This window comes from Pseudomonas sp. TE3899, assembly GCF_056279105.1.
The window spans coordinates 188,370-213,690 of sequence record NZ_JBWBQR010000001.1 but is presented as its reverse complement, the minus strand read 5'-3'; the positions used below and the strand labels follow the sequence as shown (position 1 = coordinate 213,690).

Here is a 25,321-nt window from a genome sequence, read left to right as displayed (position 1 = left end):
ACAGTTCCTATCAGTGACAGGGATTGCGCCCTGTCACCAAACATCAGGCGGTATTAATTCAGCAGTTTGAGCAAATACTGACCATAACCCGTCTTTTTAAGGCGCTCAGCCTGCTGCGCCAACTGCGCCCTGTCGATCCAGCCGTTGGTAAAGGCAATTTCTTCGAGACAAGCCACTTTAAGCCCTTGACGCTGCTCAATTGTGTGAACGAAATGGCTGGCCTCCAGAAGTGAGTCATGAGTCCCTGTGTCAAGCCAGGCGAAACCACGCCCCAACATCTCTACACTGAGAGTCTTGCGCTCAAGATAGACCCGGTTCACATCGGTAATTTCCAACTCGCCGCGCTCGGAAGGCTTGATATTTTTCGCTATTTCAACAACATCATTGTCGTAGAAATAAAGACCTGTAACCGCGTAGTTGGACTTCGGTTTTGCGGGTTTTTCTTCGATGCTCAATGCACGGCCCGACTGATCAAACTCAACCACGCCAAAACGCTCAGGATCAGACACGTGATAACCGAATACCGTTGCTCCTGCCTTTTGAGTAGTCGCCGAACGAAGGTTGTCCGAGAAATGCTGGCCGTAAAAAATGTTATCTCCCAGGATCAGACAGCAAGGGTCCTTGCCGATGAACTCTTCACCGATAATAAACGCTTGTGCCAGGCCGTCTGGGCTTGGTTGTTCGGCATAAGTCAGTTTAATACCGTAAAGACTGCCATCACCCAGCAGCTTGCGAAAGCAAGGCAAGTCTTCCGGAGTGGAGATGATCAGGATTTCCCGCATACCTGCGAGCATCAGCACCGACAGAGGATAAAAGATCATCGGCTTGTCGTAGATCGGCAGCATCTGCTTGGACACACCGAGAGTCAACGGATGCAGTCGTGTGCCCGAGCCGCCGGCGAGGATGATCCCTTTACGATTTGTCGTGGTCATTTGTTCAGAACTTCCCTAAGCATTCGAGTTACACCACTTTGCCAATCCGGCAAGTGTAGAGAAAAATTGTCACGTAGCTTCTGAGTGTTCAAACGTGAATTCAGAGGGCGACGCGCAAGCGTTGGATAAGCGGTCGTTTCGATCGGATTTACCGCCGTTACGGCGAGTAGCTCGCCATTGACCTGGGCAAACTCGATCACATGCCTGGCATAGCCATGCCACGACACTTCACCCGTGGCGGCCAGATGATAAAGACCTGCCAGCTCGGGCCGTTGCATGACCTGCTGAATGGCCAACGCGGTCACGTCGGCAATCAGATCTGCACCCGTCGGGGCTCCGATCTGGTCGGCGATGACGCTCAGGGTCTCGCGATCCTTGGCCAGACGCAGCATGGTCTTGGCGAAATTGTTACCGCGAGCGCCATACACCCAGCTGGTGCGGAAGATCAGGTATTTGCAGCTCGAAGCGATAATCGCCTGCTCACCGGCCAGCTTACTGGCGCCGTAGTGATTCACCGGGGCGACTGGATCGGTTTCTTGCCACGCCTTTGAACCCTGCCCACTGAACACGTAATCGGTCGAGTAGTGAATCAGCCAGGCCCCAAGTAATACGGCCTCTTCAGCCATAACCTGGCTTGCCTGACCATTAACGCGGTCGGCCAGCTCAGTTTCGGACTCGGCCTTATCTACAGCGGTGTAGGCGGCGGCATTGACGATGACGTCCGGCTTGAGCTGACGGATCGTCGTGCGCAAGGCGTCCAGATCGGACAAGTCACCGCCGGTGCTGCGATCCAGGGCAATCAGCTCACCCAGCGGCGCCAAGGAGCGTTGCAACTCCCACCCTACCTGGCCATTTTTTCCCAGTAGGAGGATTTTCATGCCTTACTCGAACGATCCGCGTAGTTCTGGTCAATCCATTGCTGGTAGCTGCCGCTCTTCACGTGAGCAACCCACTCAGTGTTATTGAGGTACCACTCGACAGTTTTGCGAATGCCGGTTTCGAATGTTTCTTCAGGCGTCCAACCCAGCTCGCGCTGGATTTTGCTGGCATCGATCGCGTAACGCTGATCGTGGCCCGGGCGATCCTGAACATAGGTGATCAGACTGGCGTGAGGGCGATGCGCAGAATCCGGGCGCAACTCGTCGAGCAGTGCACACAAGGTGTTCACGACTTCGATGTTTTGCTTTTCGTTATGGCCACCAATGTTGTACGTCTCACCGATAACACCTTCGGTCACGACTTTGTACAGTGCGCGAGCGTGGTCTTCGACGTAGAGCCAGTCACGAACCTGGTTGCCCTTGCCATAGACCGGCAGCGGCTTGCCTTCCAACGCATTGAGGATGATCAGCGGGATCAACTTCTCCGGGAAGTGGCACGGGCCGTAGTTGTTCGAGCAATTGGTGACCAGGGTCGGCAAACCGTAGGTACGGGTCCAGGCGCGAACCAGGTGGTCGGAACTGGCTTTGCTCGCCGAATACGGCGAGCTTGGCTGATAGGGTGTGGTTTCGGTGAAGAGGTCTTCCGGACCTTCGAGGTCTCCGTAGACTTCGTCTGTCGAAATATGGTGAAAGCGGAAGTTGGCTTTACGCGCATCATCCAGTGCAGCCCAGTAGTGGCGTGCGGCTTCCAGCAGGGTGTAGGTGCCAATGATGTTGGTCTGGATGAACTCGGACGGACCGGAGATCGAACGATCAACGTGGGACTCTGCGGCCAGGTGCATGATGGCATCTGGTTGGTGTTCACGCAGGACACGATCGATTTGATCGCGGTCGCAGATGTCGACGCGCTCAAACGCATAACGCGGGTTCTGGCTGACTTCGGCCAGCGACTCCAAGTTACCGGCATACGTCAGTTTATCGACGTTAACGACAGCGTCGGTAGTGTTTGAGATGATATGACGAATGACTGCGGAGCCGATAAACCCGGCGCCACCGGTTACTAGAATTTTCACGCGAAACTACACCCTTTGAGTTGCTGACAGGGCCGTCGATCGAGCGCTGTCTAATCCATGAATGCAAAAGCCTTCATCTAAGCTAAAGGCTTCTGACAGAGTCAGTCTGACCGAAATGGGAATATGCCATTACCGGACAAGCGCAGCATTTTACAGCTTAATGACGCTTTTACTAATGGATATAGACAAGCTGTGACGCAAATTCAACACGTCCATTACATCAGCCGCGATCAAACGAGGCGCTTGCGGGATGCTCTGGACGAACGCCCCAGAAACCAACCCAGAATCGGCCCGATCAGCATGCCGATCAGCAGCGCCAGCACCATGACCAGCGATACCGGCAATTGCGGCCCCGCCCAGCCAAGAAACAGCAGCGACACTGATTGCTGATTTTCCAGGACAAACGCAAGAATCGCCAGGACCAGCAACAGGAGAACCAAGCCAAGGAGTACACGCTTGAGGTTACGCATGCGTCGACCCTTTAGTTGTGGAGGTCAAAACCTTCCTCCTCTTCCTCGTTCACCCGATCACGCAGCTCCTTGCCCGGCTTGAAATGCGGAACGAACTTGCCATCGAGGCTGACGGACTGACCGGTTTTTGGATTGCGACCTACGCGCGGTGCGCGGTAGTGCAGGGAGAAGCTGCCAAAACCACGGATCTCGATGCGATCACCGGTGGCCAGACATTGGGACATTTGTTCGAGCATGGTCTTGATGGCCAGCTCCACATCCTTGGATGAGAGCAGCCCTTGATGGGTGACAATTCGTTCGATCAACTCCGACTTCGTCATATTTTTCCCTTCTTTTTCAAGCAGCTAGATCAGCGCTTCAAAGGTTTTAGCATGCCCGGAGGAATTTGAACAGCCCAGGGCTTGACATATATTTACCAAGCCTGTGATGCACATTTACGGAGCACCACAACACGACAAAGGCGTTACGCACTCACCGACAAATGACCAACATGGTGCGCGTCACAAACCCTGCCGGATTGAAGCCGAACGGAAATTCGTCCTCATCCTTGGCATCGTCAGATCGGGCGACCACCTTGTAACCACTCCCCTTGCACTCCCTGTCGGCTCGCTTGCGGCACTTCTCCCAACCGGAACCCAAACCAGAACAATCGACCTCGATACCACTGACGCCACGCACGACATGAGTCTTGGCGTTAGTCGTACAGCCCGCCAGTGTCAGTAACACTACTGCGACAATGAGCTTGTTCATTCACTTCCTTATATCGGACGCTTGGCCCGACTGTCGTTCGCATCAAGCGTAAGCCTAGCTGCAATTAAACGATTGATCCTGTTAAAGAAAGAGACAGCAGGTTAAAGGCATTGGTTTCACTGGCACAGGATTTAGAACAGCGCTTGGGGAGCTTCACTAAATCGCAGGCACAAAAAAGGGCGACCGAAGTCGCCCTTTTTCTATGGTCTGACAGAACTTAGTTCTGTTTTTCCATTTGTGCACGCAACAGGTCGCCCAGAGTGGTAGGACCAGCAGCAGGTTCCGAAGTCGCTGGCTTGTCGCGCAGGCTCTGGATTGCTTCTTTCTCTTCAGCATCGTCTTTCGACTTGATGGAGAGCTGGATTACGCGGCTCTTGCGGTCAACGCTGATGATCTTGGCTTCTACTTCCTGGCCTTCTTTCAGAACGTTGCGCGCGTCTTCAACGCGGTCACGGCTGATTTCGGAGGCTTTCAGAGTCGCTTCGATATCGTCGGCCAGAGTGATGATGGCGCCTTTAGCGTCAACTTCTTTCACGATGCCTTTAACGATTGCGCCTTTGTCGTTCTCTTGAACGTACTCGGAGAACGGATCGCTTTCCAGTTGCTTGATACCCAGGGAGATGCGCTCGCGCTCTGGGTCAACCGACAGGATAACGGTGTCCAGCTCGTCGCCCTTCTTGAAGCGGCGAACGGCTTCTTCGCCCACTTCGTTCCAGGAGATGTCGGACAGGTGAACCAGACCGTCGATGCCGCCGTCCAGACCAATGAAGATACCGAAATCGGTGATCGACTTGATGGTGCCGGAGATTTTATCGCCCTTGTTGAACTGGCCAGAGAAATCTTCCCATGGGTTAGATTTGCACTGCTTGATGCCGAGGGAGATACGACGACGCTCTTCGTCGATGTCCAGAACCATAACTTCCACTTCGTCGCCGACTTGTACGACTTTCGAAGGGTGGATGTTTTTGTTGGTCCAGTCCATTTCGGAAACGTGTACCAGGCCTTCAACGCCTTCTTCCAGCTCAGCGAAGCAGCCGTAGTCGGTCAGGTTGGTTACACGAGCGGTAACGCGAGTGCTTTCTGGGTAACGGGCTTTGATAGCAACCCATGGATCTTCGCCCAGCTGCTTCAGGCCCAGGGAAACACGATTGCGTTCGCGATCGTATTTCAGAACCTTGACATCGATCTCGTCGCCAACGTTGACGATTTCGGAAGGATGCTTGATACGCTTCCAAGCCATGTCGGTAATGTGCAGCAGGCCATCGACGCCACCCAGATCGACGAATGCGCCGTAATCGGTGAGGTTCTTGACGATACCTTTGACTTGTTGACCTTCCTGCAGGGATTCCAGCAGAGCTTCACGCTCGGCGGAGTTCTCGGCTTCGAGGACGCTACGACGGGAAACGACAACGTTGTTGCGTTTCTGGTCGAGCTTGATGACCTTGAATTCCAGCTCTTTGCCTTCCAGGTGCGTGGTGTCGCGCACTGGACGAACGTCAACCAGAGAACCTGGCAGGAACGCACGGATGCCGTTAACGTCGACAGTGAAGCCGCCTTTAACCTTACCGTTGATAACGCCCTTGACCACTTCTTCGGCTGCGAAGGCTGCTTCCAGAACAATCCAGCATTCAGCGCGCTTGGCTTTTTCACGGGACAGCTTGGTTTCACCAAAGCCGTCTTCAACCGAGTCCAGAGCAACGTGAACTTCGTCACCGACGTTGATAGTCAGTTCGCCAGCATCGTTGTAGAACTGCTCAAGCGGGATGAGTGCTTCAGACTTCAGGCCAGCGTGAACGGTTACCCAGCGAGCTTGGTAATCGATATCAACGATAACACCGGTGATGATGGAGCCTGCCTGAAGGTTCAGGGTTTTTAGGCTTTCTTCAAAGAGTTCCGCAAAGCTTTCGCTCATTTTAATTCCTGTTGAATAAGGGCGAAGGATACGCCCATCTCCACATCCCAGACGACGTGGGTTACGTTCATTAGAAGAAGCATCGCAAGACTATGACTGGTCCCCTGCAAAGCTTCTTGGTCACCCGGTGATATCGCGAATGGCGATTTCACTCATGATGCGTTCCAGCACCTGATCGATGGATAATTCCGTGGAATCCAGCTGTATGGCGTCAGCCGCCGGTTTGAGCGGGGCTACCGCTCGCTGGGTGTCACGCTCATCGCGGACACGTATCTCATCTAGCAGACTCGACAGACTAACACCATCGACTTTGCCCTTCAACTGCAAGTATCGACGGCGTGCACGCTCCTCGGCACTGGCAGTGAGGAATATCTTCAGCGGCGCATCGGGAAATACCACCGTGCCCATGTCGCGACCATCGGCCACCAGGCCCGGTGGCTCCTGAAACGCCCGCTGGCGCTGCAGCAATGCGTCGCGCACCGCCGGCAGCGCAGCGACCTGGGAAGCCCAGGCGCCGACCTGCTCATTGCGCAGATCATCGGTAACATCGTCACCTTCGAGAATAATCCGCTGCGGATGCCCTTCCGTCGCGCCGACGAACTGCACGTCCAGATGAGCGGCCAACAGCTTCAGCGACTCTTCATTGGTCAGATCGACACCATGATTGCGCGCCGCGAATGCCAGGAGGCGATACAACGCACCGGAATCCAGCAGGCACCAGCCCAGGCGCTTGGCCAGAATCCCGGCAATAGTGCCCTTGCCCGAACCGCTAGGGCCGTCGATGGTGATGACCGGTGGCTTGATAATCACGACTGAGCCTCTTGTGCAACACGGATACCGACCTGCGCGCACAGCGCGAGGAAATTCGGAAACGAAGTCGCGACGTTGGCGCAATCATGGATGCGGATCGGTGCCGTGGCGCGCAACGAAGCCACGCTGAAGGCCATCGCAATCCGATGATCGCCGTGACCGTGCACTTCGCCGCCGCCGATCAGGCCGCCGTCGATGATGATGCCGTCCGGGGTCGGCTCGCATTTCACGCCCAACGCCAGCAAGCCGTCAGCCATGACCTGGATCCGGTCCGACTCCTTTACTCGCAGCTCTTCGGCACCGCGCAAGATGGTGCGCCCTTCGGCACAGGCCGCCGCCACGAACAACACCGGGAACTCGTCGATGGCCAGTGGAACCAGCGCCTCGGGAATCTCGATACCCTTGAGTTTAGCTGCTCGCACGCGCAGGTCGGCTACAGGCTCGCCACCGACTTCACGCTGGTTTTCCAGGGTGATGTCGGCGCCCATCAGACGCAGGATGTCGATCACGCCAGTCCGGGTCGGGTTGATGCCAACGTGTTCGAGCACCAGCTCCGAACCCTCGGCGATGGATGCGGCGACCAGGAAGAACGCCGACGACGAGATGTCGCCCGGCACTTCGATGTGGGTCGCAGTCAGCTTGTGGCCGGACTCGACCGACGCCGTGGCGCCATTGACCGTCACCGGGTAGCCGAAGCCACGCAGCATGCGCTCGGTGTGATCGCGGGTCGGAGCCGGCTCGGTGACGGTGGTCTTGCCTTCAGCGTACAGGCCAGCCAGCAGCAGGCAGGACTTAACCTGGGCACTGGCCATCGGCATGGTGTAGGTCAGGCCTTTAAGCTTGTTGCCGCCGCGAATGGTCATCGGCGGACGACCTTCTGCGGCGGTTTCGATCACGGCGCCCATCTCACGCAGCGGGTTGGCCACGCGATTCATCGGGCGCTTGGACAGCGAGGCATCACCGGTCAGCGTGCTGTCGAAACTCTGCGCAGCCAACAGGCCTGACAGCAGACGCATCGAAGTGCCGGAGTTGCCCAGATAGATCGGACCTGGCGCAGGCTTCAGGCCATGCAGGCCGACACCGTGAATGGTCACACGACCGTGGTGCGGACCTTCGATCACGACACCCATGTCGCGGAAGGCTTGCAAGGTCGCCAGGGCATCTTCGCCCTCAAGGAAACCTTCCACTTCGGTGGTGCCTTCGGCCAGGGAGCCGAGCATGATCGAACGGTGGGAAATGGACTTGTCGCCCGGTACACGAATCCGCCCAGTCAGGCGGCCACCAGGTTGTCCCAGGAAAATCAGGTCGTTGGAGTTCATAGCGTCCACATAAGCCCGGCGGGCCAGGATTTTACTGAAATGTTCGCGGGCAACCCGGGCGCGCGTGAACACGCCCAGCAATTGATGCCCATCCCCTGCATCGACCGCGTCGCGCAAGGCGTCGAGGTCGCTGCGAAATGTATCGAGTGTGCGCAGGACAGCTTCGCGGTTGGCGAGGAAGATGTCGTGCCACATGACCGGGTCGCTTCCGGCGATTCTTGTGAAATCGCGAAAACCGCCCGCAGCGTAACGGAAGATCTCAAGATTTTCATTGCGCTTGGCCAGTGAATCGACCAAACCGAACGCCAACAGGTGCGGCAAATGGCTGGTCGCCGCCAACACTTCGTCGTGGCGCTCGACCTGCATGTGCTCGACATCGGCACCCAATTCGCGCCACAAACGGTCGACCACGGCCAGGGCTGCCGGATCGGTTTGATCCAGCGGCGTCAAAATCACTTTATGGCGACGGAACAGCTCGGCATTGGAGGCTTCCACCCCGCTCTGCTCGGAGCCGGCAATCGGATGCCCCGGCACGAAACGCGCCGGCATGCCGCCGAACGCTGCGGTGGCCGCACGCACCACATTGCCTTTGGCGCTGCCGACGTCGGTCAGGATCGCTTGCCCCAGGTCCATGCCCGCCAAACGGCCAAGCATTTTTTCCATGGCAAGAATTGGCACGGCGAGCTGGATCACGTCAGCCCCCTGGCAAGCAACAGCCAGGTCTTCTTCGCAGCGATCCACAACACCCAACTCAACTGCCAACTTGCGCGACTGCGGATCGAGATCGACCCCGACCACTTCGCGGCACAGGCCACTTTCGCGCAACCCCTTGGCAAACGAACCACCGATCAACCCCAGACCGACCACCACCAGGCGCCCGATCATAGGTTCAGCAGATTGCAGTGCAGTGACATCAACCACGAGCCAGAACCTTGGTCAGCGCCTCAAGGAAGCGACTGTTTTCAGCCGACAGACCGATGGTGATGCGCAAGTGGTTCGGCATGCCGTAATTGGCCACCGGGCGCACGATCACGCCTTCGCGCAGCAAGCCCTGGAAGACCGGTGCAGCGACCTGCCCCAGGTCAACGCAGATGAAGTTGCCCTTGGACGGAATCCAGCTCAGCCCCAGCTCACGGAAACCCGCTTGCAGCTGCAGCATGCCGGCTTCGTTCAGGCGACGGCTTTCAGCCAGGTATTCGGCGTCCTGCAATGCCGCGCACGCAGCGGCCAAGGCCAGGCTGTTGACGTTGAATGGCTGACGTACGCGGTTCAGCACATCAGCGACAACGGCGGTGGACAAGCCATAACCGACCCGCAGCGCCGCCAGGCCATAGGCCTTGGAGAAGGTGCGCGAGACCAGCAGGTTCGGATACGCCGCGAGGAAGTCCAGGCCATCCGGCAAGTCGCTGCCTTCGGCGTATTCGATGTAGGCCTCGTCCAGCACCACCAGCACGTGGGCCGGGACGTCCTGGAGGAATTCGTCCAGCGCTTCGGCGCCGAACCAGGTCCCGGTCGGGTTGTTCGGGTTGGCGATGAACACGACGCGGGTGTCGGCATCGATCGCGGCCAGCATCGCCGGCAGATCATGGCCCCAGTCTTTGGCAGGGATCACGCGTGCGTCAGCACCCACGGCCTGGGTCACGATCGGGTAGACCGCGAACGCGTGCTCGCTGAACACCGCGTTCAGGCCCGGGGCCAGATAAGCACGGGCGACCAGCTCCAGAATGTCGTTGGAACCGTTGCCCAGCGTCACTTGATTCAGCTCGACGCGGCACTGCTCGGCCAGCAGGGTCTTGAGCGCAAAACCGTTGCCATCGGGATAACGGGTCAGCTCGGCCAATTCTTCACGAATCGCAGCCAGCGCCTTGGGACTGGCGCCCAGCGGGTTTTCGTTGCTGGCCAGTTTGACGATTTTGGCCGGATCGATATTTAGTTCGCGCGCCAGTTCGTCCACAGGCTTGCCCGGAACGTACGGCGAAAGTTGTTGCACGCCCGGCTGTGCCAGAGCGAGGAAGTCACCACTCATTTGCTACCCCTTAGAGAACTGCTTTCGGGTAGGAACCCAGCACTTTGAGTGCTACTGCTTCCTGACTGATCTTTTCCAGCACGCCTTTGATCAATGGATCACGGTGGTGGCCGACGAAGTCGATGAAGAACACGTAGGTCCATTTACCGCTGCGCGACGGACGGGTCTCGATTCGTGTCAGATCGATGCCGTTGTCGTGGAACGGCACCAACAACTCGTGCAGTGCGCCGGGTTTGTTGCTCATGGAGACGATGATCGAGGTTTTGTCGTCGCCGGTCGGCGGCACTTCCTGACTGCCGATCATCAGGAATCGCGTGGAGTTGTCCGGGCGATCCTCGATTTTCTCGGCCAGACGAGTCAGCCCGTACAAGCCTGCCGCCATGTCGCCGGCAATCGCCGCCGAGTTCCACTCACCCTTGACCCGCTTGGCCGCTTCAGCGTTGCTGGACACCGCCACGCGCTCGACATTCGGGTAATGGGCGTCCAGCCACTTGCGGCACTGGGCCAGGGACTGGGCGTGGGAATAAATGCGGCTGATGCTGTCAGTTTTGGTGTTTTCACCGACCAACAGGTGATGGTGAATCCGCAGCTCGACTTCACCGCAGATCACCATGTCGTGTTCCAGGAAGCTGTCGAGGGTGTGGTTGACCGCGCCTTCGGTGGAGTTTTCCACCGGAACCACGCCAAAGTTCACCGCACCGGCCGCCACTTCACGGAACACTTCGTCGATCGCCGCCATCGGCTTGCTGATCACGGCGTGGCCAAAATGCTTCATGGCCGCGGCCTGGGTAAACGTACCTTCAGGGCCGAGATAAGCCACTTTCAGCGGCTGCTCGAGGGCCAGGCACGAGGACATGATTTCGCGGAACAACCGCGCCATCTCTTCGTTGCCCAGCGGCCCCTGGTTACGCTCCATCACGCGCTTGAGCACCTGAGCTTCGCGCTCAGGACGATAGAACACCGGCACTTCGCCTTCGGCCAGCGAGGCCATCTTTACTCGCGCAACTTCCTGGGCGCAGCGTGCACGCTCGCTGATCAGCTCCAGGACTTTGGTGTCCAGGGCATCAATGCGAACGCGCAGTGCCTTGAGTTCTTGCTCAGACATTAGCCATGTTCCTTCTCGAACTCTGCCATGTACGAAATCAGTGCGTTGACCGCAACGATATCGACGGCGTTATAGATGGAGGCGCGCATGCCGCCCACGGAACGGTGACCCTTGAGGTTCAGCAGGCCACGTTCGTCGGCGCCGGCCAGGAATGGCTTGTCCAGGCGATCGTCGGCCAAACGGAACGGCACGTTCATCCACGAGCGGTCCGACTTGTTGATCGGGTTGCTGTACAGGCCGCTGGCGTCGATGAAATCGTACAGCGTGCGCTGTTTGACTTCATTGAGCTTGCCGATGGCTTCAACACCACCCTGCTCTTTCAGCCACTCGAATACCAGGCCCGACAAGTACCAGGCCAGGGTCGGAGGGGTGTTGTACATCGAGCCGTTATCGGCCGCGACCTTGTAATTGAGCATGGTCGGGCACAGCGAACGGGCGTGACCGAGCAGGTCTTCGCGCACGATGTTGACCAGGATGCCGCTTGGGCCGATGTTCTTCTGGGCGCCGGCGTAGATCATGCCGAAACGCGAGATGTCCACCGGACGCGAGAGGATGTCCGAAGACATGTCGGCCACCAGCGGAACGTCGCCGGTTTCCGGGATCCAGTTGAATTCCAGGCCGCCGATGGTTTCGTTCGGCGCGTAATGAACGTAGGCCGCGTCTTTCGACAGCTTCCATTCGTTCTGGCCGGGAATGGCGAAATAGTCGTAAGGCTTGGCGGTAGCGGCAACGTTGACGTGACCGTAACGCGAAGCTTCTTCGATGGCTTTCTGCGACCAGATACCGGTGTCGATATAGTCAGCCGAGCCGCCCTCAGGCAACAGGTTCAGCGGAATCTGGGCAAATTGCTGACTGGCGCCGCCTTGCAGGAACAGCACTTTATAGTTCGAGGGGATATTCAGCAGATCACGCAGATCCTGCTCGGCCTTGGTCGCGATGGACACGAACTCATCGCTGCGATGGCTCATCTCCATGACCGACAGGCCCTTGCCGTGCCAATCGAGGAGTTCACCCTGAGCGCGCTTCAGGACAGCTTCAGGCAGCGCCGCAGGACCGGCACAGAAGTTATAGGCTCTCTTGCTCACATCCAATCTCGCTCTGATTTGGTGGATCGTACAAACATATCAGTCGACACAGACCCAATGCGGGAGCGGGCTTGCCTGTGGCGAGGGGGCTTGCCCCCGTTCGATTGCGAAGCAATCGCAAACCGGTCACCACGTTCTCATGCAAGATAACGGCGACTGGTTTCAGGGGCGCTTCGCACCCCAACGGGGGCAAGCCCCCTCGCCACAAAAGCCCGGCACCCACACGGATCTCCATGGGTGTCGATATTTCATTGCGGAGAAACAAGAAGGGGGCGAATTCTCATCCGCCCCCTGTTTGTCCGCTTATTCCTGCGGTTCTTCGTCGGCGGCGGCGTCGAGTTGCTGGTCTTCGGCAACGTCGTCGATCACGACCTCACCGTCGAACACTGCACCTTCTTCGCCCTCTTCGCCTTCGAGCTCTGCACCTTCGACTTCCGACGGCTCCTGAACCCGCTCCAGACCTACCAGCTTTTCATCGCTGGCCAGTTTGATCAAGGTCACGCCTTGGGTGTTACGCCCCAGGCTGGAAACTTCGTCGACTCGAGTACGAACCAGGGTGCCCTGGTCGGAAATCAGCATGATTTCCTCGCCGTCGAGCACCTGGACGGCACCGACCAGACGGCCGTTACGGTCGTTGCTGACCATGGCAATAACGCCCTGACCGCCACGCTTGTACTCAGGGAACTCGGTGATCGCCGTGCGCTTGCCGTAACCACGGGCCGAAGCGGTCAGGATCTGGCTGCCTTCTTCCGGGATCAGCATGGAAATCAGCTTCTGGCCTTCCGGCAGACGCATACCGCGAACACCACGAGCGGTACGGCCCATGGCGCGAACGTCGGTTTCCTTGAAGCGCGTCACCTTGCCGCCGTCGGAGAACAGCATGACTTCGCGGCTGCCATCAGTAATGGAAGCAGAAATCAGCACGTCACCTTCGTCCAGCTCCAGCGCGATCAGGCCGACGCTGCGTTGACGGCTGAAGGATTCCAGCGGGGTCTTCTTCACGGTGCCTTTGGCGGTCGCCATGAAGATGAAGTGACCTTCGGTGTACTCGTCGACCGGCAGCATGGTGGTGATGTATTCATCACTGTCCAGCGGCAGCAGGTTGACCAGCGGACGACCACGGGCAGCACGGGAGGCTTCCGGGATTTCGTAGGTTTTGAGCCAGTACACCTTGCCCTTGCTGGAGAACAGCAGCAGCGTGGTGTGGCTGTTGGCGACCAGCAGGTGAGCGATGTAGTCCTCATCCTTGACGCCGGTAGCCGATTTGCCTTTACCGCCACGACGCTGGGCCTGGTACGCAGCCAATGGCTGGGTCTTGGCGTAGCCACCGTGGGAGATGGTCACGACGCGCTCTTCTTCCGGGATCATGTCACCCAGGGTCAGGTCGAGACGGGCATCGAGGATTTCGGTGCGGCGCACATCGCCGTATTCGGCGCGGATCACTTCCAGTTCTTCGCGGATCACTTCCATCAGGCGCGTGGCGCTGCTGAGGATGCGGATCAGTTCGCCGATCTGGTTGAGGATCTCCTGGTACTCGGCCAGCAGCTTCTCGTGCTCCAGACCGGTCAGGCGGTGCAGACGCAGTTCCAGAATGGCTTGCGCCTGTTCTGGCGACAGGAAGTACTTGCCTTCGCGCAGACCGTATTGCGGGTCCAGGGTTTCCGGACGGCACGAATCGGCACCGGCGCGCTCAACCATCGCGACCACGGCGGAAGATTCCCACGCGGTCTTGATCAGCGCTTCCTTGGCTTCCGACGGCGTCGGCGAGGCCTTGATCAGGGCGATGACCGGGTCGATGTTCGACAGGGCAACCGCTTGACCTTCCAGGATGTGGCCACGTTCGCGGGCTTTACGCAGCTCGAACACGGTACGGCGGGTCACGACTTCGCGACGGTGACGAACGAAGGCTTCCAGCAGGTCCTTGAGGTTCAGGATCCGCGGACGGCCGTCGATCAGCGCGACGATGTTGATACCGAACACCGCTTGCAGCTGGGTCTGGGCGTAGAGGTTGTTGAGGATCACCTCAGGCACTTCGCCACGACGCAGCTCGATCACGACGCGCATACCGTCCTTGTCGGACTCGTCGCGCAGTTCGGTGATGCCTTCCAGCTTCTTCTCTTTGACCAGCTCGGCGATCTTCTCGATCAGACGGGCCTTGTTCAGCTGGTAAGGGAGTTCGGTGATGACGATCTGCTGGCGACCACCGACCTTGTCGATGTCTTCGATCATCGAGCGGGCACGCATGTAAATGCGGCCGCGACCGGTGCGGTAGGCTTCGATGATGCCGGCGCGACCGTTGATGATCGCGGCGGTCGGGAAGTCCGGACCCGGGATGTATTGCATCAGCTCATCGATGGTCAACTCAGGGTTGTCGATGAGTGCCAGGCAACCATCGATGACTTCACCGAGGTTGTGCGGCGGGATGTTGGTCGCCATGCCCACGGCGATACCGCTGGAGCCGTTGACCAGCAGGTTGGGAATACGGGTCGGCATGACCGCCGGGATCATTTCGGTGCCGTCGTAGTTCGGCACCCAGTCCACGGTTTCTTTATGCAGGTCGGCCAGCAGCTCGTGCGCCAGCTTGGTCATGCGCACTTCGGTGTATCGCATGGCGGCGGCGTTGTCGCCGTCTACCGAACCGAAGTTGCCCTGACCGTCTACCAGCAGGTAGCGCAAGGAGAATGGCTGCGCCATCCGAACGATGGTGTCGTACACCGCGGTATCACCGTGAGGGTGATACTTACCGATCACGTCACCGACAACACGGGCAGATTTCTTGTACGGCTTGTTGAAGTCGTTGCCCAGCTCGCTCATCGCGAACAGCACACGCCGGTGCACGGGCTTCAAGCCATCGCGCGCATCCGGCAGTGCCCGCCCGACAATTACGCTCATCGCGTAGTCGAGGTAGGACTGCTTCAGCTCGTCTTCGATATTGACCGGGAGGATTTCTTTGGCCAGTTCGCCCATGAGAAGCCTGATTCCTTTTTCTGGTGAAACTTCGTCACATCCATTCGGGACGAACGAAGCTCGCCGATGACGGCTGAGTGCCATGCACCGACTTACGACAAATCAACGAGTTATGCCATGGATCTGCGCAGTAAAGACAACCCCGTGGGACTGCCTCGGAAAACGCCGGATGTTATCACAAGAGCCGCCACGCACCTATCCCCCTGATGCGCATGGAGCATAGTTAGTTGACCGGTGACAGGCTTAACGGCGACGAGAGAGGCTTAGAGCCGGCACAACCCTCGATTCGCTAGCAGAATATGAGGCAGTAGGGAGGAGAGATCGAGTCATCGTTCTTCGCGGGCAAGCCTCGCTCCTACAGATTCCACATTCCTGTAGGAGCGAGGCTTGCCCGCGAAGGCGTTTTAACTGACACCAAATACCGTCAATGCAGACGCTTGCGGCACATCAACTGCGCCATTTTCGCCGTATCCGGCCGCTCGACGATGCCCTTCTCGGTGACGATGGCATCGATCAGGTCGGCCGGGGTCACGTCAAACACTGGATTGAAAGCATCAACATCTGCCCCGACGCGCTTGCCGCCAACGTCCAGCAGTTCACTGCCGGCACGCTCTTCGATAGGAATGTCGTCGCCACTGGCCAGGTTCATGTCGATGGTCGAACTCGGCGCCACCACCATGAACCGCACGCCGTGGTGCATCGCGCTGACCGCCAGTTGATAGGTGCCGATCTTGTTGGCCACGTCGCCATTGGCGGTGATCCGGTCGGCACCGACGATGACCCAGGTGATGCCCTTGGTCTTCATGATGTGCGCGGCGGCGGAGTCGGCGTTGAGCGTCACCGGAATGCCTTCGTTGGCCAGTTCCCACGCCGTCAAGCGCGAACCTTGCAGCCACGGGCGGGTTTCGTCGGCGTAAACGCGCTCGACCATGCCTTCGATGAACGCACCGCGAATCACCCCCAGCGCCGTGCCGAAGCCACCCGTGGCCAGGGCACCGGTGTTGCAATGGGTGAGGATCGCCTGGGCGTTGCCCTGGTGCTTGCGAATCAAGTCCACACCCAGTTGCGCCATGGTCAGGTTGGCTTCGCGATCGCTTTCGTGGATGGCGATGGCCTCCGCTTCCAGCGCCGCCAGCGGGTCGGCATCGCCCTTGAGACGGTCCAGGCGATCACGCATGCGACCCAAGGCCCAGAACAGATTCACCGCCGTCGGACGGGAATCGGCCAGCAGCGCGTAATCCTCTTCCCACGCGGCCTGCCAGTCGCCGCCCTCGGCAATGCGAGCACGAGCCGACAGCACCATGGCATAAGCAGCGCTGATGCCAATCGCCGGCGCGCCGCGCACCACCATCGAGCGAATGGCCTCGGCCACGCCGGCGGCGCTGGTGTAGCCGATCCAGGTTTCCTCGAACGGCAGAATCCGCTGATCCAGCAGGTACAGGGCGCCATCACGCCAATCGATGGCCTTTACCTTCTCCGCAGCCAACAGTCGATCGCGCATCCCACACCCCGCACTCATGAACAAAAGCCGCCGATTATAGCGAGCCCCCCGCGAAGACGCTCGGGTATACTTCGCCATCCTTTACAAAAGCACTGGAACCGACCCTCGATGCCGAAACCTGCCGTTGCGCTCGACTTATTATTGCTGCCGACCTGGCTGGTACCCGTCGAACCCGCTGGCGTGGTCCTCAAAGAGCACGGCCTGGGCATCCGCGACGGTCGTATCGTATTTATCGGCCCGCGTGCCGAAGCGCTGAAGTGTAACGCGACTGAAACTCGCGAGCTGCCGGATGTTCTGCTCGCCCCCGGCCTGATCAACGCCCATGGCCACGCGGCGATGACGCTGTTCCGGGGCCTGGCCGATGACCTACCGTTGATGACCTGGCTGGAAAATCACATCTGGCCGGCCGAGGCCAAGTGGGTCGATGAAGCGTTTGTGCGCGATGGCACCGACCTGGCGATTGCCGAACAGCTCAAAGGCGGCATCACCTGCTTCTCTGACATGTATTTCTTCCCGAAGGTTGCCAGCGAACGCGTGCATAACAGCGGCATTCGCGCGCAAATCGCGATTCCGATCCTCGATTTCCCGATTCCGGGCGCTGCCACGGCGGACGAAGCCATTCGTCAGGGCGTCGAACTGTTCGGCGACTTGAAGCACCACGAACGGATCAAAATCACCTTCGGCCCCCACGCCCCCTACACCGTGGGCGACGAAAACCTGGAAAAAATCCGGGTCATCGCCGAAGAGCTGGACGCGGCGATCCACATGCACGTCCACGAAACCGCCTTCGAAGTGCAGCAATCGGTGGAGCAGCGAGGCGAGCGCCCGCTGGCCCGCCTCGGGCGCCTGGGCTTGCTCGGGCCGCGCTTCCAGGCGGTTCACATGACCCAGATCAGCGATGAAGACCTGGCCTTGCTGGTAGAAAGCAATACCAATGTGATTCATTGCCCGGAATCGAACCTGAAGCTGGCCAGCGGCTTCTGCCCGGTGGAACGCCTGTGGCAGGCCGGGGTGAACGTCGCCGTCGGCACCGATGGCGCGGCCAGCAATAATGACCTCGACCTGCTCGGCGAAACCCGCACCGCGGCGTTGCTGGCCAAGGCTGTCGCCGGCTCGGCCACGGCGCTGGATGCCCACCGCGCCTTGCGCATGGCAACCCTCAACGGTGCCCGCGCCCTCGGGATCGAAGCCGAAGTCGGCTCGCTGGAAATCGGCAAGGCTGCGGACATCGTCGCTTTCGACCTGTCCGGCCTGGCCCAGCAACCGATCTACGACCCGGTTTCGCAACTGATCTACGCCACTGGCCGCGACTGCGTGAAACACCTATGGGTCGCTGGCAAACAACTGCTCGACGACAAGCGCCTGACGCGCCTGGATGAAGCACAACTGTGCGCCACGGCCAAGGCCTGGGGCCAGCGCATCAGCGGCCACACCGAATCGTAAGCCCCCCGGGCGCAAACCCGGGGCAACAGGATTTTTCAAGTTTTAGAGGACTTAAACCATGAGCAACGTCGACTACGCCGAAATCGCCAAATTCGAAGCCCTGGCCCATCGCTGGTGGGACCGCGAAAGCGAGTTCAAACCGCTGCACGACATCAACCCGCTGCGGGTCAACTGGATTGACGAGCGGGTCAACCTGGCCGGCAAAAAGGTGCTCGACGTCGGTTGTGGCGGCGGCATCCTCAGCGAAGCCATGGCCCAGCGCGGCGCTACCGTCATGGGCATCGACATGGGCGAAGCGCCGCTGGCGGTCGCGCAACTGCATCAACTGGAATCCGGCGTGACCGTCGAATATCGCCAGATCACCGCCGAAGCCCTGGCCGAAGAGATGCCCGAGCAGTTCGACGTGGTCACTTGCCTTGAAATGCTTGAGCACGTACCGGACCCATCCTCGGTCATCCGCGCCTGCTTCAAGATGGTCAAGCCCGGCGGCCAGGTGTTCTTTTCCACCATCAACCGCAACCCGAAGGCCTACCTGTTCGCGATCATCGGCGCCGAGTACATCATGAAGCTGCTGCCGCGCGGCACCCACGACTTCAAGAAATTCATCCGCCCGTCCGAGCTCGGGGCCTGGAGCCGCATGGCCGGCCTGACCGTCAAGGACATCATCGGCCTGACGTACAACCCGCTGACCAAGCACTACAAACTGGCGGCCGACGTTGACGTCAACTACATGATCCAGACACTGCGCGAGGAGTAAGCCGATGCGAATCAGAGCAGTCCTTTTCGACATGGACGGCACCCTGCTCGACACCGCGCCGGACTTCATCGCCATCTGCCAGGCGATGCGTGCCGAGCGCGGCTTGCCGCCGATGAACGACCAACACATTCGCGACGAGATCTCCGGCGGCGCCAAGGCGATGGTCGCGGTGACGTTCTCCATGGACCCGGAATCACCGGGGTTCGAGGCGCTGCGCCTGGAGTTCCTGGAGCGCTACCTCGTGGGTTGCGCGGTGCACAGCAAACTCTTCGACGGCATGGGCGAGCTGCTGGCCGACATCGAGAAGGCCAACCTGATCTGGGGCGTGGTCACCAACAAGCCGCTGCGGTTTGCCGAACCGATCATGCAACAGCTGGGGCTGGCCGAGCGCTCGGCGCTGCTGATCTGCCCGGACCATGTGAAGAACAGCAAACCGGACCCGGAGCCGTTGATCCTCGCGTGCAAGATGCTCGACCTGGACCCGGCCAGTGTGTTGTTCGTCGGTGATGATCTGCGGGATATCGAGTCGGGGCGTGATGCCGGCACCAAGACCGCCGCCGTGACCTACGGCTATATCCACCCGGACGATAACCCGCGGCATTGGGGCGCGGATGTGGTGGTGGATCATCCGCTGGAGTTGCGCAAAGTGCTCGATAGCGCGTTGTGTAGCTGCTGATCCGCACTGCTTGATGAGTACCTGTGGCGAGGGGGCTTGCCCCCGTTCGGCTGCGAAGCAGTCGTAAAAGCTGATGAACACACTTAGCGGGGAGAAGGCAGGGAGCGCTTCGCACTCCAACGGGGGCAAGCCCCCTCGCCACAGCAAGCTCCTTCGCCACAGGTTCGGTGTTCGTCTTAATTGTGTTGAGGTTTTTATGTTTGATTATTCCGCCCGCCCTGAATTGCTCAAGGACCGGGTCATCCTGGTCACCGGCGCCGGCCGTGGCATTGGCGCCGCCGCCGCAAAAACCTACGCCGCCCACGGTGCCACCGTGCTGTTGCTGGGCAAGACCGAAGCCAACCTGACTCAGGTCTACGACGAAATCGAAGCGGCCGGTCACCCGCAACCGGCGGTGATCCCGTTCAATCTGGAAACCGCCCTGCCCCATCAATACGATGAGTTGGCCGCGATGATCGAGACTGAATTCGGGCATCTCGACGGTTTGCTGCACAACGCCTCGATCATCGGCCCGCGCACGCCGATCGAGCAGTTGTCCGGTGAAAACTTCATGCGCGTCATGCACGTCAACGTCAACGCCATGTTCATGCTCACCAGCACCCTGCTGCCGCTGCTGAAGCTGTCGCAGGATGCTTCGGTGGTGTTCACCTCCAGCAGCGTCGGACGCAAGGGCCGGGCGTACTGGGGCGCTTACGGCGTCTCCAAGTTTGCCACCGAAGGGCTGATGCAAACCCTGGCCGACGAAGTCGACACCGTGGCACCGGTGCGTTCCAACAGCATCAACCCCGGCGCCACCCGCACCAGCATGCGCGCCCAGGCTTATCCGGGGGAAAACCCGCTGAACAACCCGACGCCCGAGGAGATCATGCCGGTCTATCTGTACCTGATGGGGCCGGACAGCACGGGCATCAATGGCCAGGCGTTCAACGCTCAGTAACGCCGCACGTCGCTTTTGTGCCGCGGCATTTAATTGCCGCGGCATGCCGGATCCGCGTCAACTCCCGCCCTTTACAGTCAAACAAATGCCGCTGCCTCCAGCGGCATTTTCTCAAAACCGCTCTAATCCAATGATTTGAAACAGTTTTTATCCGAATGAACCGAATGGCACGACTTTCGCTCTAATTTTGTTCAGACACGCAGTGTGACAGCAGCTGGCGGTGGCGCCTGAGTCGATAGGTTCCTTATCTTCGACAAAGCGGACTAAACTCGTACCAAATGTCCTACGGGACTGATGGACCAGTATGACGCGCAGCCCAAAGCCGCTCTCACCCAGCCTGTAAGACAGCCTTACTGCTTTAGGGGCTCACGCCATATGAAATCACCTTCCCAGACCAACGCAATTGACTTCGACAGTGCCAAATTGCAACGCCTGGGCTTTGGTCAGCAGCCTCCTCTCCTGGAGCGGCCGGTCAGCCTCGCGCAATTGCGCCAGCAACTGGGCATGCAACTGCAAACCAGTCTTGAGCCGCAACGCATTCTCGGGCTCTTTTTCCGCGAAATTCAGCGCCTTGTGCCTCTGGATGCCTTGAGCTACCAGCACAAGACGAGTGACTTGCGCCTGGAATTCGGCCAGCGCGGTCATCATTCGGTCAGCTATAGCCTGAGCCATGAAGGTGAACATCTGGGTGAGTTGGTGTTCCGCCGCAATCAGCGTTTTAACGAGCAGGAACAGGGCAACCTGGAGTCGCTGTTGTCGGCGCTGCTCTATCCGATGCGCAATGCCCTGCTCTACCGCGTCGCAACCCAAAGCGCCCTGCGCGACCCACTCACCGGCACCGGCAACCGCGTCGCCATGGATCAGACCCTGCAACGGGAAATCGACATGGCGCACCGGCATCGCCAGCCGTTGTCGTTGCTGATGCTGGATATCGACCACTTTAAACGGGTCAATGACAGCCACGGCCACAGTGCAGGCGATGAAGTGCTCAAGGCGGTTGCCGCCTCGATCAAGGGCCAGCTGCGCAACGTGGACATGGTGTTCCGTTTTGGTGGCGAGGAGTTTTTGATCCTGCTGTCCAACACCAGCCGGGAAGCGGCGGCGATGGTGGGCGAACGCCTGCGGTTTGCAGCTCAGGCCCAGGATTATCACGCTGATGGCCGGGTGATTGAGCTGACGGTCAGCCTTGGTTGCTCGACGTTGCTGCCGGGCGAGTCGGCCGAGAGTTTGCTGCGTCGCGCTGACAGCGCGCTGTATGTGGCCAAGCGCGAGGGGCGTAATCGGTTGGCGATGGCGGGGTAATACCTGAACAGGCCCGTGTAGGCGCTGCCGAAGGCTGCGCCTACACGGGTTGACGACGTTTAGCTTTCCGCCAATGCCATCCGCTCGCGAGCGACCGGCACTCGTTCCGCGTGTTCCTGCTGCATGCAGCGCTCCAGGAACAGGAACATGTAGTCGTAGCTCTTGCACACGGCCTGGCGCAGTTCCACTTGCAGGGCTTTGCTCGGATTGGTGCCGGCCAGGGTGCAGATGATTTCCAGCGCTTCCCACGGGTGGGCATCGTCGTACTGGGCGTGCATCTTCAACCACTTCATCGCCCGCTTGCGATCCTCCTCGGGGAACGCTGCCGCGTACACACCCGTGGAACACACCAGCGCCGACCACTCCCCGGTCGCGCCTTCAATGGCGTAGTTGGTCGCAGCGATGGCCACGATCAGCGAGTCCGCCGAACTGGTGTGCCAGCACCAGTGACTCAAGGCGTGCAGTTCCGGCGCAACTTGCTGGGCTTGTAGATCTTCCAGGCTGACACCGTGAGCCCGGCTCCAGTGCACCCAGTAATCGGCGTGATTGAGTTCGACACGAATGTTACGCATCAGCCAGCGCCGCGCCATGTCTTCGCCGGGGTGGCGAGCAAAGCGGGTCTTGGTGAGATTCTGTGCCATATATAAAGCGAACTGCTCAACGACGGGCCAGCCACCTATCAGGTACTGGCGCATGGTTTTTGCGCTGAGTTTGTTATCTCGCATGCGCTGATACAGTTCGTGTTCGACAACCCGGCGTTTGCTCTCGCTGCAATCCTGGATCAACTGTTGGGCCCAGGCGGGATAACTTGCAGCTTCCATGAGTGGTCCGGTTCGGTTGAATGTGTCGATCACTGTTCGGCTCCTTTTGATTTGTGATTGTAATGATCAGCAAGAGATTTCAACGGAACGTGCCAGGCGCCTTGAATAACAGCGGTTGCGGTCTGGCGGGACGACTTTGCAAACTGTCGCAGGTAAACAATTGCGGGCGTTCGATGACATACCCTTGAGCGTAATCGACACCGATCTCGAGCAAGGCCTGCTCGATCTGAGGTGTCTCGACAAACTCGGCAATGGTGCGCTTACCCATGACATGGCCGATGTGGTTTATCACCTCGACCATAGCGCGGTTAATCGGGTCGTCCAGCATGTCCTTTACGAAACTCCCGTCGATCTTCAAGAAGTCTACAGGTAAATGTTTCAAGTAAGCGAACGAGGACATTCCGGCGCAGAAGTCATCAAGTGAGAAGTGGCAACCTAAACCTTTGAGTTCATTAATAAATCTGATTGCACTTCCTAAATTCGAAATAGCGCTGGTTTCTGTAATTTCAAAACAAATCATTTCCGGAGGAATAGCGTAAGTAACAAACTGTTCACGCAAGAAGTCCAGGAACGCCTCATCTCCGATAGTAATGCCTGAAAGATTAATCGCACACATGGCCAACGGGCCTTTACGTTGTTCGGCAATGCATTGGGCAATGATCTTGAAAACGTTCTCTACCACCCAGCGATCCAGCGACGTCATCAGGCCATAACGCTCGGCCGCCGGAATGAAACTGTCAGGCAAAATCATCCGCCCGGCCTCGTCATGCAGGCGCAGCAGTATTTCGATGTGTCCGCCCTGTTCGACATGGCCGAGCGGCGCAATTTCCTGGGCGTACAGGCAGAAACGGTTCTCTTCCAGGGCCATGTGCAGACGCTGGACCCAGGCCATCTCGCCAAAGCGCAGGGACAGTTCCGAATCGTCGGCGTGGTAGACCTGAACCCGGTTGCGGCCCTTTTCCTTGGCCATGTAACAGGCCATATCGGCGGCGCGCAGCGAGGTTTCAAGGGTGGTCGGCGTCTGGGCGATATGGACCAGGCCGATGCTCACGGTGGTCAGGAACGGCCGCCCCTTCCACACAAAGTGCAGGTTTTGCACGGTCTGGCGCAGCACTTCGGCGATTTTTTCCGCGTGCTCCGGTGCGCAGTTCTCCAGCAGGATGCCGAACTCGTCACCGCCCAGCCGGGCCAGGGTGTCGCCTTCGCGCAGACCGGATTGCAGCAACGCACAGATATGCCGCAGCAGTTCATCCCCCGCCGCATGGCCGCAGGTGTCGTTGACCAGTTTGAATTGGTCCAGGTCGAGGAACATCAAGGCATGCCGCCCCGACTGGCGCGTCAGGTTATGCAGCGCCTGCTCCAGGCGATATTCGAATTCGCGACGGTTCGCCAACCCGGTCAAGGCGTCGTGGGTCGCTTGCCAGGATAGATTGGCGATGTATTGCCGTTCCTGGGTCATGTCGTGCAGCACCAGCACCGTGCCGCTGACCTTGCCGGCATTGCGGATCGGCGCGCCGACCAGAGTCACCGACACGGTGCTGCCATCCAGGCGCTGGATCAGTTTGGAATGTTCGCTGCCGCCGCTGAGCTGACCACTGAGGATGTGTTCGATCAGGGTAAAGCCGTCGGCCTGGGCATTCTCGTCCAGCAGATTGAACAGCGCCGCCAGGGGCAGGCCGGTGGCCTGTTCGGCTTTCCAGTGGGTCATGGCCTCGGCGGCCGGGTTCATGTAGGCAATCGCCCCTTCGACATCCGTGGTGATCACGCCATCGCCAATCGACTGCAAGGTGATCTGCGCCCGGTCCTTCTCCAGTTGCAGGGCCTCGGCGAAGGCATGCCGTTGCTTGAGCAGTTTGTGGGTGCGCAGCAACGCCAACACGATCAGCCCCAGCGCCGTGGCCAGGTTGGTCACCAGCAACAGCCGCAGAATCACCCGCGAGCCCTCGCCCAACGCATCGCTAAACGCCTTGGCGGCCGGGGTCACGCCGTCGTTGATCGCAAAAATCTGGTCTTTCCAGCGCTTGATGTCGGTAGCGGTAGCCTGATTGTCGACGACTTGCTGGTGCATCTCCCGGGCGACGTCATCCAGTCGTACCAGATAAGAGTCGCCCACTGTCCAGAGATCAATGGCTTTTTCCAGATAACTGAAATGCCGGAAGTTCAAGTACAGCCAGATAACGCTGGAAACGTCGTCCGGATGATTACCCCCCTTGAGAATCCCCACCCGTGCCGCTTCAAGATCCGGAGGCTGTTTGTCCAGCGCCACGCGCAACTCATGCCCGCCTTGGGGCACGGCAATGGCGTTCTGGTATTTGCGGAAAATCGCCTCGTCGCGACTGTCGGCGTAGAGGTTGAGGTAATAGATGGCGTCTTTCTGGCCCTTGGACCAGAGGCTTTCCCCGGCCACATAGCCGCGCACCGCCGACAGCACGTACAGGCTGACGCCACCGAGCAACGCTTGAAACAGCACCACGGCGATAAACGGCCAGACGATGCCCAACAATCGTGGCGTTCCGAGAGTCCGTTTTGGCTTCATGAGGTCCCTTGCATAGGTACT

General features: G+C 59.1%; 21 protein-coding genes. 5 read left to right on the top strand and 16 right to left on the bottom strand.

The window, feature by feature from the left end:
• Positions 1 to 53: 53 nt before the first annotated feature.
• From rfbA to mtnA, 14 genes are all read right to left on the bottom strand, one after another.
• Positions 54 to 932: a glucose-1-phosphate thymidylyltransferase RfbA gene (gene rfbA / locus ACZ89E_RS01015; protein ID WP_476254653.1), complete on the bottom strand. Its 879-nt coding sequence runs from the start codon at positions 930 to 932 to the stop codon at positions 54 to 56.
• On the bottom strand, positions 929 to 1,810 hold the full coding sequence (gene rfbD, locus ACZ89E_RS01010) for a dTDP-4-dehydrorhamnose reductase (RefSeq protein ID WP_149660066.1): 882 nt from the start codon (positions 1,808 to 1,810) through the stop codon (positions 929 to 931). Before rfbD ends, rfbA begins: the two co-directional genes overlap by 4 nt.
• Positions 1,807 to 2,883, bottom strand: coding sequence for a dTDP-glucose 4,6-dehydratase (gene rfbB, locus ACZ89E_RS01005; protein ID WP_149660065.1), 1,077 nt, complete (start codon positions 2,881 to 2,883; stop codon positions 1,807 to 1,809). The genes rfbD and rfbB overlap by 4 nt, the downstream gene beginning before the upstream one ends.
• Positions 2,884 to 3,113: 230 nt before the next feature.
• On the bottom strand, positions 3,114 to 3,353 hold the full coding sequence (locus ACZ89E_RS01000) for a LapA family protein (RefSeq protein WP_149660064.1): 240 nt from the start codon (positions 3,351 to 3,353) through the stop codon (positions 3,114 to 3,116).
• 11 nt (positions 3,354 to 3,364) lie between these two features.
• Entirely contained in the window at positions 3,365 to 3,673 is a 309-nt protein-coding gene (gene ihfB / locus ACZ89E_RS00995; RefSeq protein WP_054051920.1) for an integration host factor subunit beta, read from the bottom strand.
• Between the two features lie 151 nt (positions 3,674 to 3,824).
• Positions 3,825 to 4,103, bottom strand: coding sequence for a hypothetical protein (locus tag ACZ89E_RS00990; protein WP_149660063.1), 279 nt, complete (start codon positions 4,101 to 4,103; stop codon positions 3,825 to 3,827).
• 217 nt (positions 4,104 to 4,320) lie between these two features.
• Complete coding sequence (gene rpsA, locus ACZ89E_RS00985; protein WP_123406822.1) at positions 4,321 to 6,015, bottom strand: 30S ribosomal protein S1; 1,695 nt, start codon at positions 6,013 to 6,015, stop codon at positions 4,321 to 4,323.
• A 120-nt stretch (positions 6,016 to 6,135) separates the two neighbouring features.
• Positions 6,136 to 6,825, bottom strand: a complete 690-nt coding sequence (gene cmk, locus ACZ89E_RS00980) for a (d)CMP kinase (RefSeq protein WP_149660062.1) — start codon at positions 6,823 to 6,825, stop codon at positions 6,136 to 6,138.
• A complete protein-coding gene (locus ACZ89E_RS00975) occupies positions 6,822 to 9,029 on the bottom strand; it encodes a bifunctional prephenate dehydrogenase/3-phosphoshikimate 1-carboxyvinyltransferase (protein WP_463260645.1) in 2,208 nt (735 codons plus the stop codon). The genes cmk and ACZ89E_RS00975 overlap by 4 nt, the downstream gene beginning before the upstream one ends.
• A 28-nt stretch (positions 9,030 to 9,057) precedes the next feature.
• Positions 9,058 to 10,170, bottom strand: a complete 1,113-nt coding sequence (hisC, locus tag ACZ89E_RS00970) for a histidinol-phosphate transaminase (protein WP_463258129.1) — start codon at positions 10,168 to 10,170, stop codon at positions 9,058 to 9,060.
• A 10-nt stretch (positions 10,171 to 10,180) separates the two neighbouring features.
• A complete protein-coding gene (gene pheA / locus ACZ89E_RS00965; protein WP_028620536.1) occupies positions 10,181 to 11,275 on the bottom strand; it encodes a prephenate dehydratase in 1,095 nt (364 codons plus the stop codon).
• Positions 11,275 to 12,360, bottom strand: a complete 1,086-nt coding sequence (gene serC, locus ACZ89E_RS00960; RefSeq protein WP_149660058.1) for a 3-phosphoserine/phosphohydroxythreonine transaminase — start codon at positions 12,358 to 12,360, stop codon at positions 11,275 to 11,277. The genes pheA and serC overlap by 1 nt, the downstream gene beginning before the upstream one ends.
• 303 nt (positions 12,361 to 12,663) lie before the next feature.
• The gene (gyrA, locus tag ACZ89E_RS00955) at positions 12,664 to 15,327 is read right to left on the bottom strand and encodes a DNA gyrase subunit A (protein ID WP_149660057.1); all 2,664 of its coding nucleotides are present in this window, start codon (positions 15,325 to 15,327) and stop codon (positions 12,664 to 12,666) included.
• A 424-nt stretch (positions 15,328 to 15,751) separates the two neighbouring features.
• On the bottom strand, positions 15,752 to 16,828 hold the full coding sequence (gene mtnA, locus ACZ89E_RS00950) for an S-methyl-5-thioribose-1-phosphate isomerase (protein ID WP_476254652.1): 1,077 nt from the start codon (positions 16,826 to 16,828) through the stop codon (positions 15,752 to 15,754).
• A 108-nt stretch (positions 16,829 to 16,936) separates the two neighbouring features.
• Between mtnA and ACZ89E_RS00945 the strand changes: the two genes are divergently transcribed.
• The 5 genes from ACZ89E_RS00945 (at position 16,937) to ACZ89E_RS00925 (ending at position 21,943) form a co-directional block, all read left to right on the top strand.
• Positions 16,937 to 18,271: a TRZ/ATZ family hydrolase gene (locus tag ACZ89E_RS00945; RefSeq protein WP_149660055.1), complete on the top strand. Its 1,335-nt coding sequence runs from the start codon at positions 16,937 to 16,939 to the stop codon at positions 18,269 to 18,271.
• A 58-nt stretch (positions 18,272 to 18,329) separates the two neighbouring features.
• Positions 18,330 to 19,028, top strand: coding sequence for a bifunctional 2-polyprenyl-6-hydroxyphenol methylase/3-demethylubiquinol 3-O-methyltransferase UbiG (gene ubiG, locus ACZ89E_RS00940; protein ID WP_149660054.1), 699 nt, complete (start codon positions 18,330 to 18,332; stop codon positions 19,026 to 19,028).
• 4 nt (positions 19,029 to 19,032) lie between these two features.
• Entirely contained in the window at positions 19,033 to 19,704 is a 672-nt protein-coding gene (gene mupP / locus ACZ89E_RS00935; RefSeq protein ID WP_149660053.1) for an N-acetylmuramic acid 6-phosphate phosphatase MupP, read from the top strand.
• Positions 19,705 to 19,900: 196 nt separating this feature from the next.
• The gene (locus ACZ89E_RS00930) at positions 19,901 to 20,641 is read left to right on the top strand and encodes a YciK family oxidoreductase (RefSeq protein WP_007899713.1); all 741 of its coding nucleotides are present in this window, start codon (positions 19,901 to 19,903) and stop codon (positions 20,639 to 20,641) included.
• Between the two features lie 375 nt (positions 20,642 to 21,016).
• Positions 21,017 to 21,943 (top strand): GGDEF domain-containing protein, encoded by a 927-nt coding sequence (locus ACZ89E_RS00925; protein ID WP_149660052.1) that lies wholly within the window; start codon positions 21,017 to 21,019, stop codon positions 21,941 to 21,943.
• Positions 21,944 to 22,002: 59 nt separating this feature from the next.
• Here the strand turns inward: ACZ89E_RS00925 and ACZ89E_RS00920 are convergent, their stop codons facing one another.
• Together ACZ89E_RS00920 and ACZ89E_RS00915 are read right to left on the bottom strand one after the other, a co-directional pair.
• On the bottom strand, positions 22,003 to 22,764 hold the full coding sequence (locus tag ACZ89E_RS00920; RefSeq protein WP_372242352.1) for a TenA family transcriptional regulator: 762 nt from the start codon (positions 22,762 to 22,764) through the stop codon (positions 22,003 to 22,005).
• A gap of 79 nt (positions 22,765 to 22,843) precedes the next feature.
• Entirely contained in the window at positions 22,844 to 25,300 is a 2,457-nt protein-coding gene (locus ACZ89E_RS00915; RefSeq protein ID WP_149660050.1) for an EAL domain-containing protein, read from the bottom strand.
• Positions 25,301 to 25,321: the final 21 nt, after the last annotated feature.

Coding starts and splice junctions, on each gene's coding strand:
- ubiG (WP_149660054.1), top strand. CDS start 18,330: ATGAGCAACGTCGACTACGCCGAAATCGCCAAATTCGAAGCCCTGGCC.
- ACZ89E_RS00915 (WP_149660050.1), bottom strand. CDS start 25,300: ATGAAGCCAAAACGGACTCTCGGAACGCCACGATTGTTGGGCATCGTC.
- rfbA (WP_476254653.1), bottom strand. CDS start 932: ATGACCACGACAAATCGTAAAGGGATCATCCTCGCCGGCGGCTCGGGC.
- ACZ89E_RS00920 (WP_372242352.1), bottom strand. CDS start 22,764: ATGGAAGCTGCAAGTTATCCCGCCTGGGCCCAACAGTTGATCCAGGAT.
- pheA (WP_028620536.1), bottom strand. CDS start 11,275: ATGTCTGAGCAAGAACTCAAGGCACTGCGCGTTCGCATTGATGCCCTG.
- hisC (WP_463258129.1), bottom strand. CDS start 10,170: ATGAGTGGTGACTTCCTCGCTCTGGCACAGCCGGGCGTGCAACAACTT.
- ACZ89E_RS00990 (WP_149660063.1), bottom strand. CDS start 4,103: ATGAACAAGCTCATTGTCGCAGTAGTGTTACTGACACTGGCGGGCTGT.
- ACZ89E_RS00925 (WP_149660052.1), top strand. CDS start 21,017: ATGAAATCACCTTCCCAGACCAACGCAATTGACTTCGACAGTGCCAAA.
- ACZ89E_RS00930 (WP_007899713.1), top strand. CDS start 19,901: ATGTTTGATTATTCCGCCCGCCCTGAATTGCTCAAGGACCGGGTCATC.
- ACZ89E_RS00975 (WP_463260645.1), bottom strand. CDS start 9,029: ATGATCGGGCGCCTGGTGGTGGTCGGTCTGGGGTTGATCGGTGGTTCG.
- rpsA (WP_123406822.1), bottom strand. CDS start 6,015: ATGAGCGAAAGCTTTGCGGAACTCTTTGAAGAAAGCCTAAAAACCCTG.
- mtnA (WP_476254652.1), bottom strand. CDS start 16,828: ATGCGCGATCGACTGTTGGCTGCGGAGAAGGTAAAGGCCATCGATTGG.
- gyrA (WP_149660057.1), bottom strand. CDS start 15,327: ATGGGCGAACTGGCCAAAGAAATCCTCCCGGTCAATATCGAAGACGAG.
- ihfB (WP_054051920.1), bottom strand. CDS start 3,673: ATGACGAAGTCGGAGTTGATCGAACGAATTGTCACCCATCAAGGGCTG.
- rfbD (WP_149660066.1), bottom strand. CDS start 1,810: ATGAAAATCCTCCTACTGGGAAAAAATGGCCAGGTAGGGTGGGAGTTG.
- ACZ89E_RS00945 (WP_149660055.1), top strand. CDS start 16,937: ATGCCGAAACCTGCCGTTGCGCTCGACTTATTATTGCTGCCGACCTGG.
- mupP (WP_149660053.1), top strand. CDS start 19,033: ATGCGAATCAGAGCAGTCCTTTTCGACATGGACGGCACCCTGCTCGAC.
- ACZ89E_RS01000 (WP_149660064.1), bottom strand. CDS start 3,353: ATGCGTAACCTCAAGCGTGTACTCCTTGGCTTGGTTCTCCTGTTGCTG.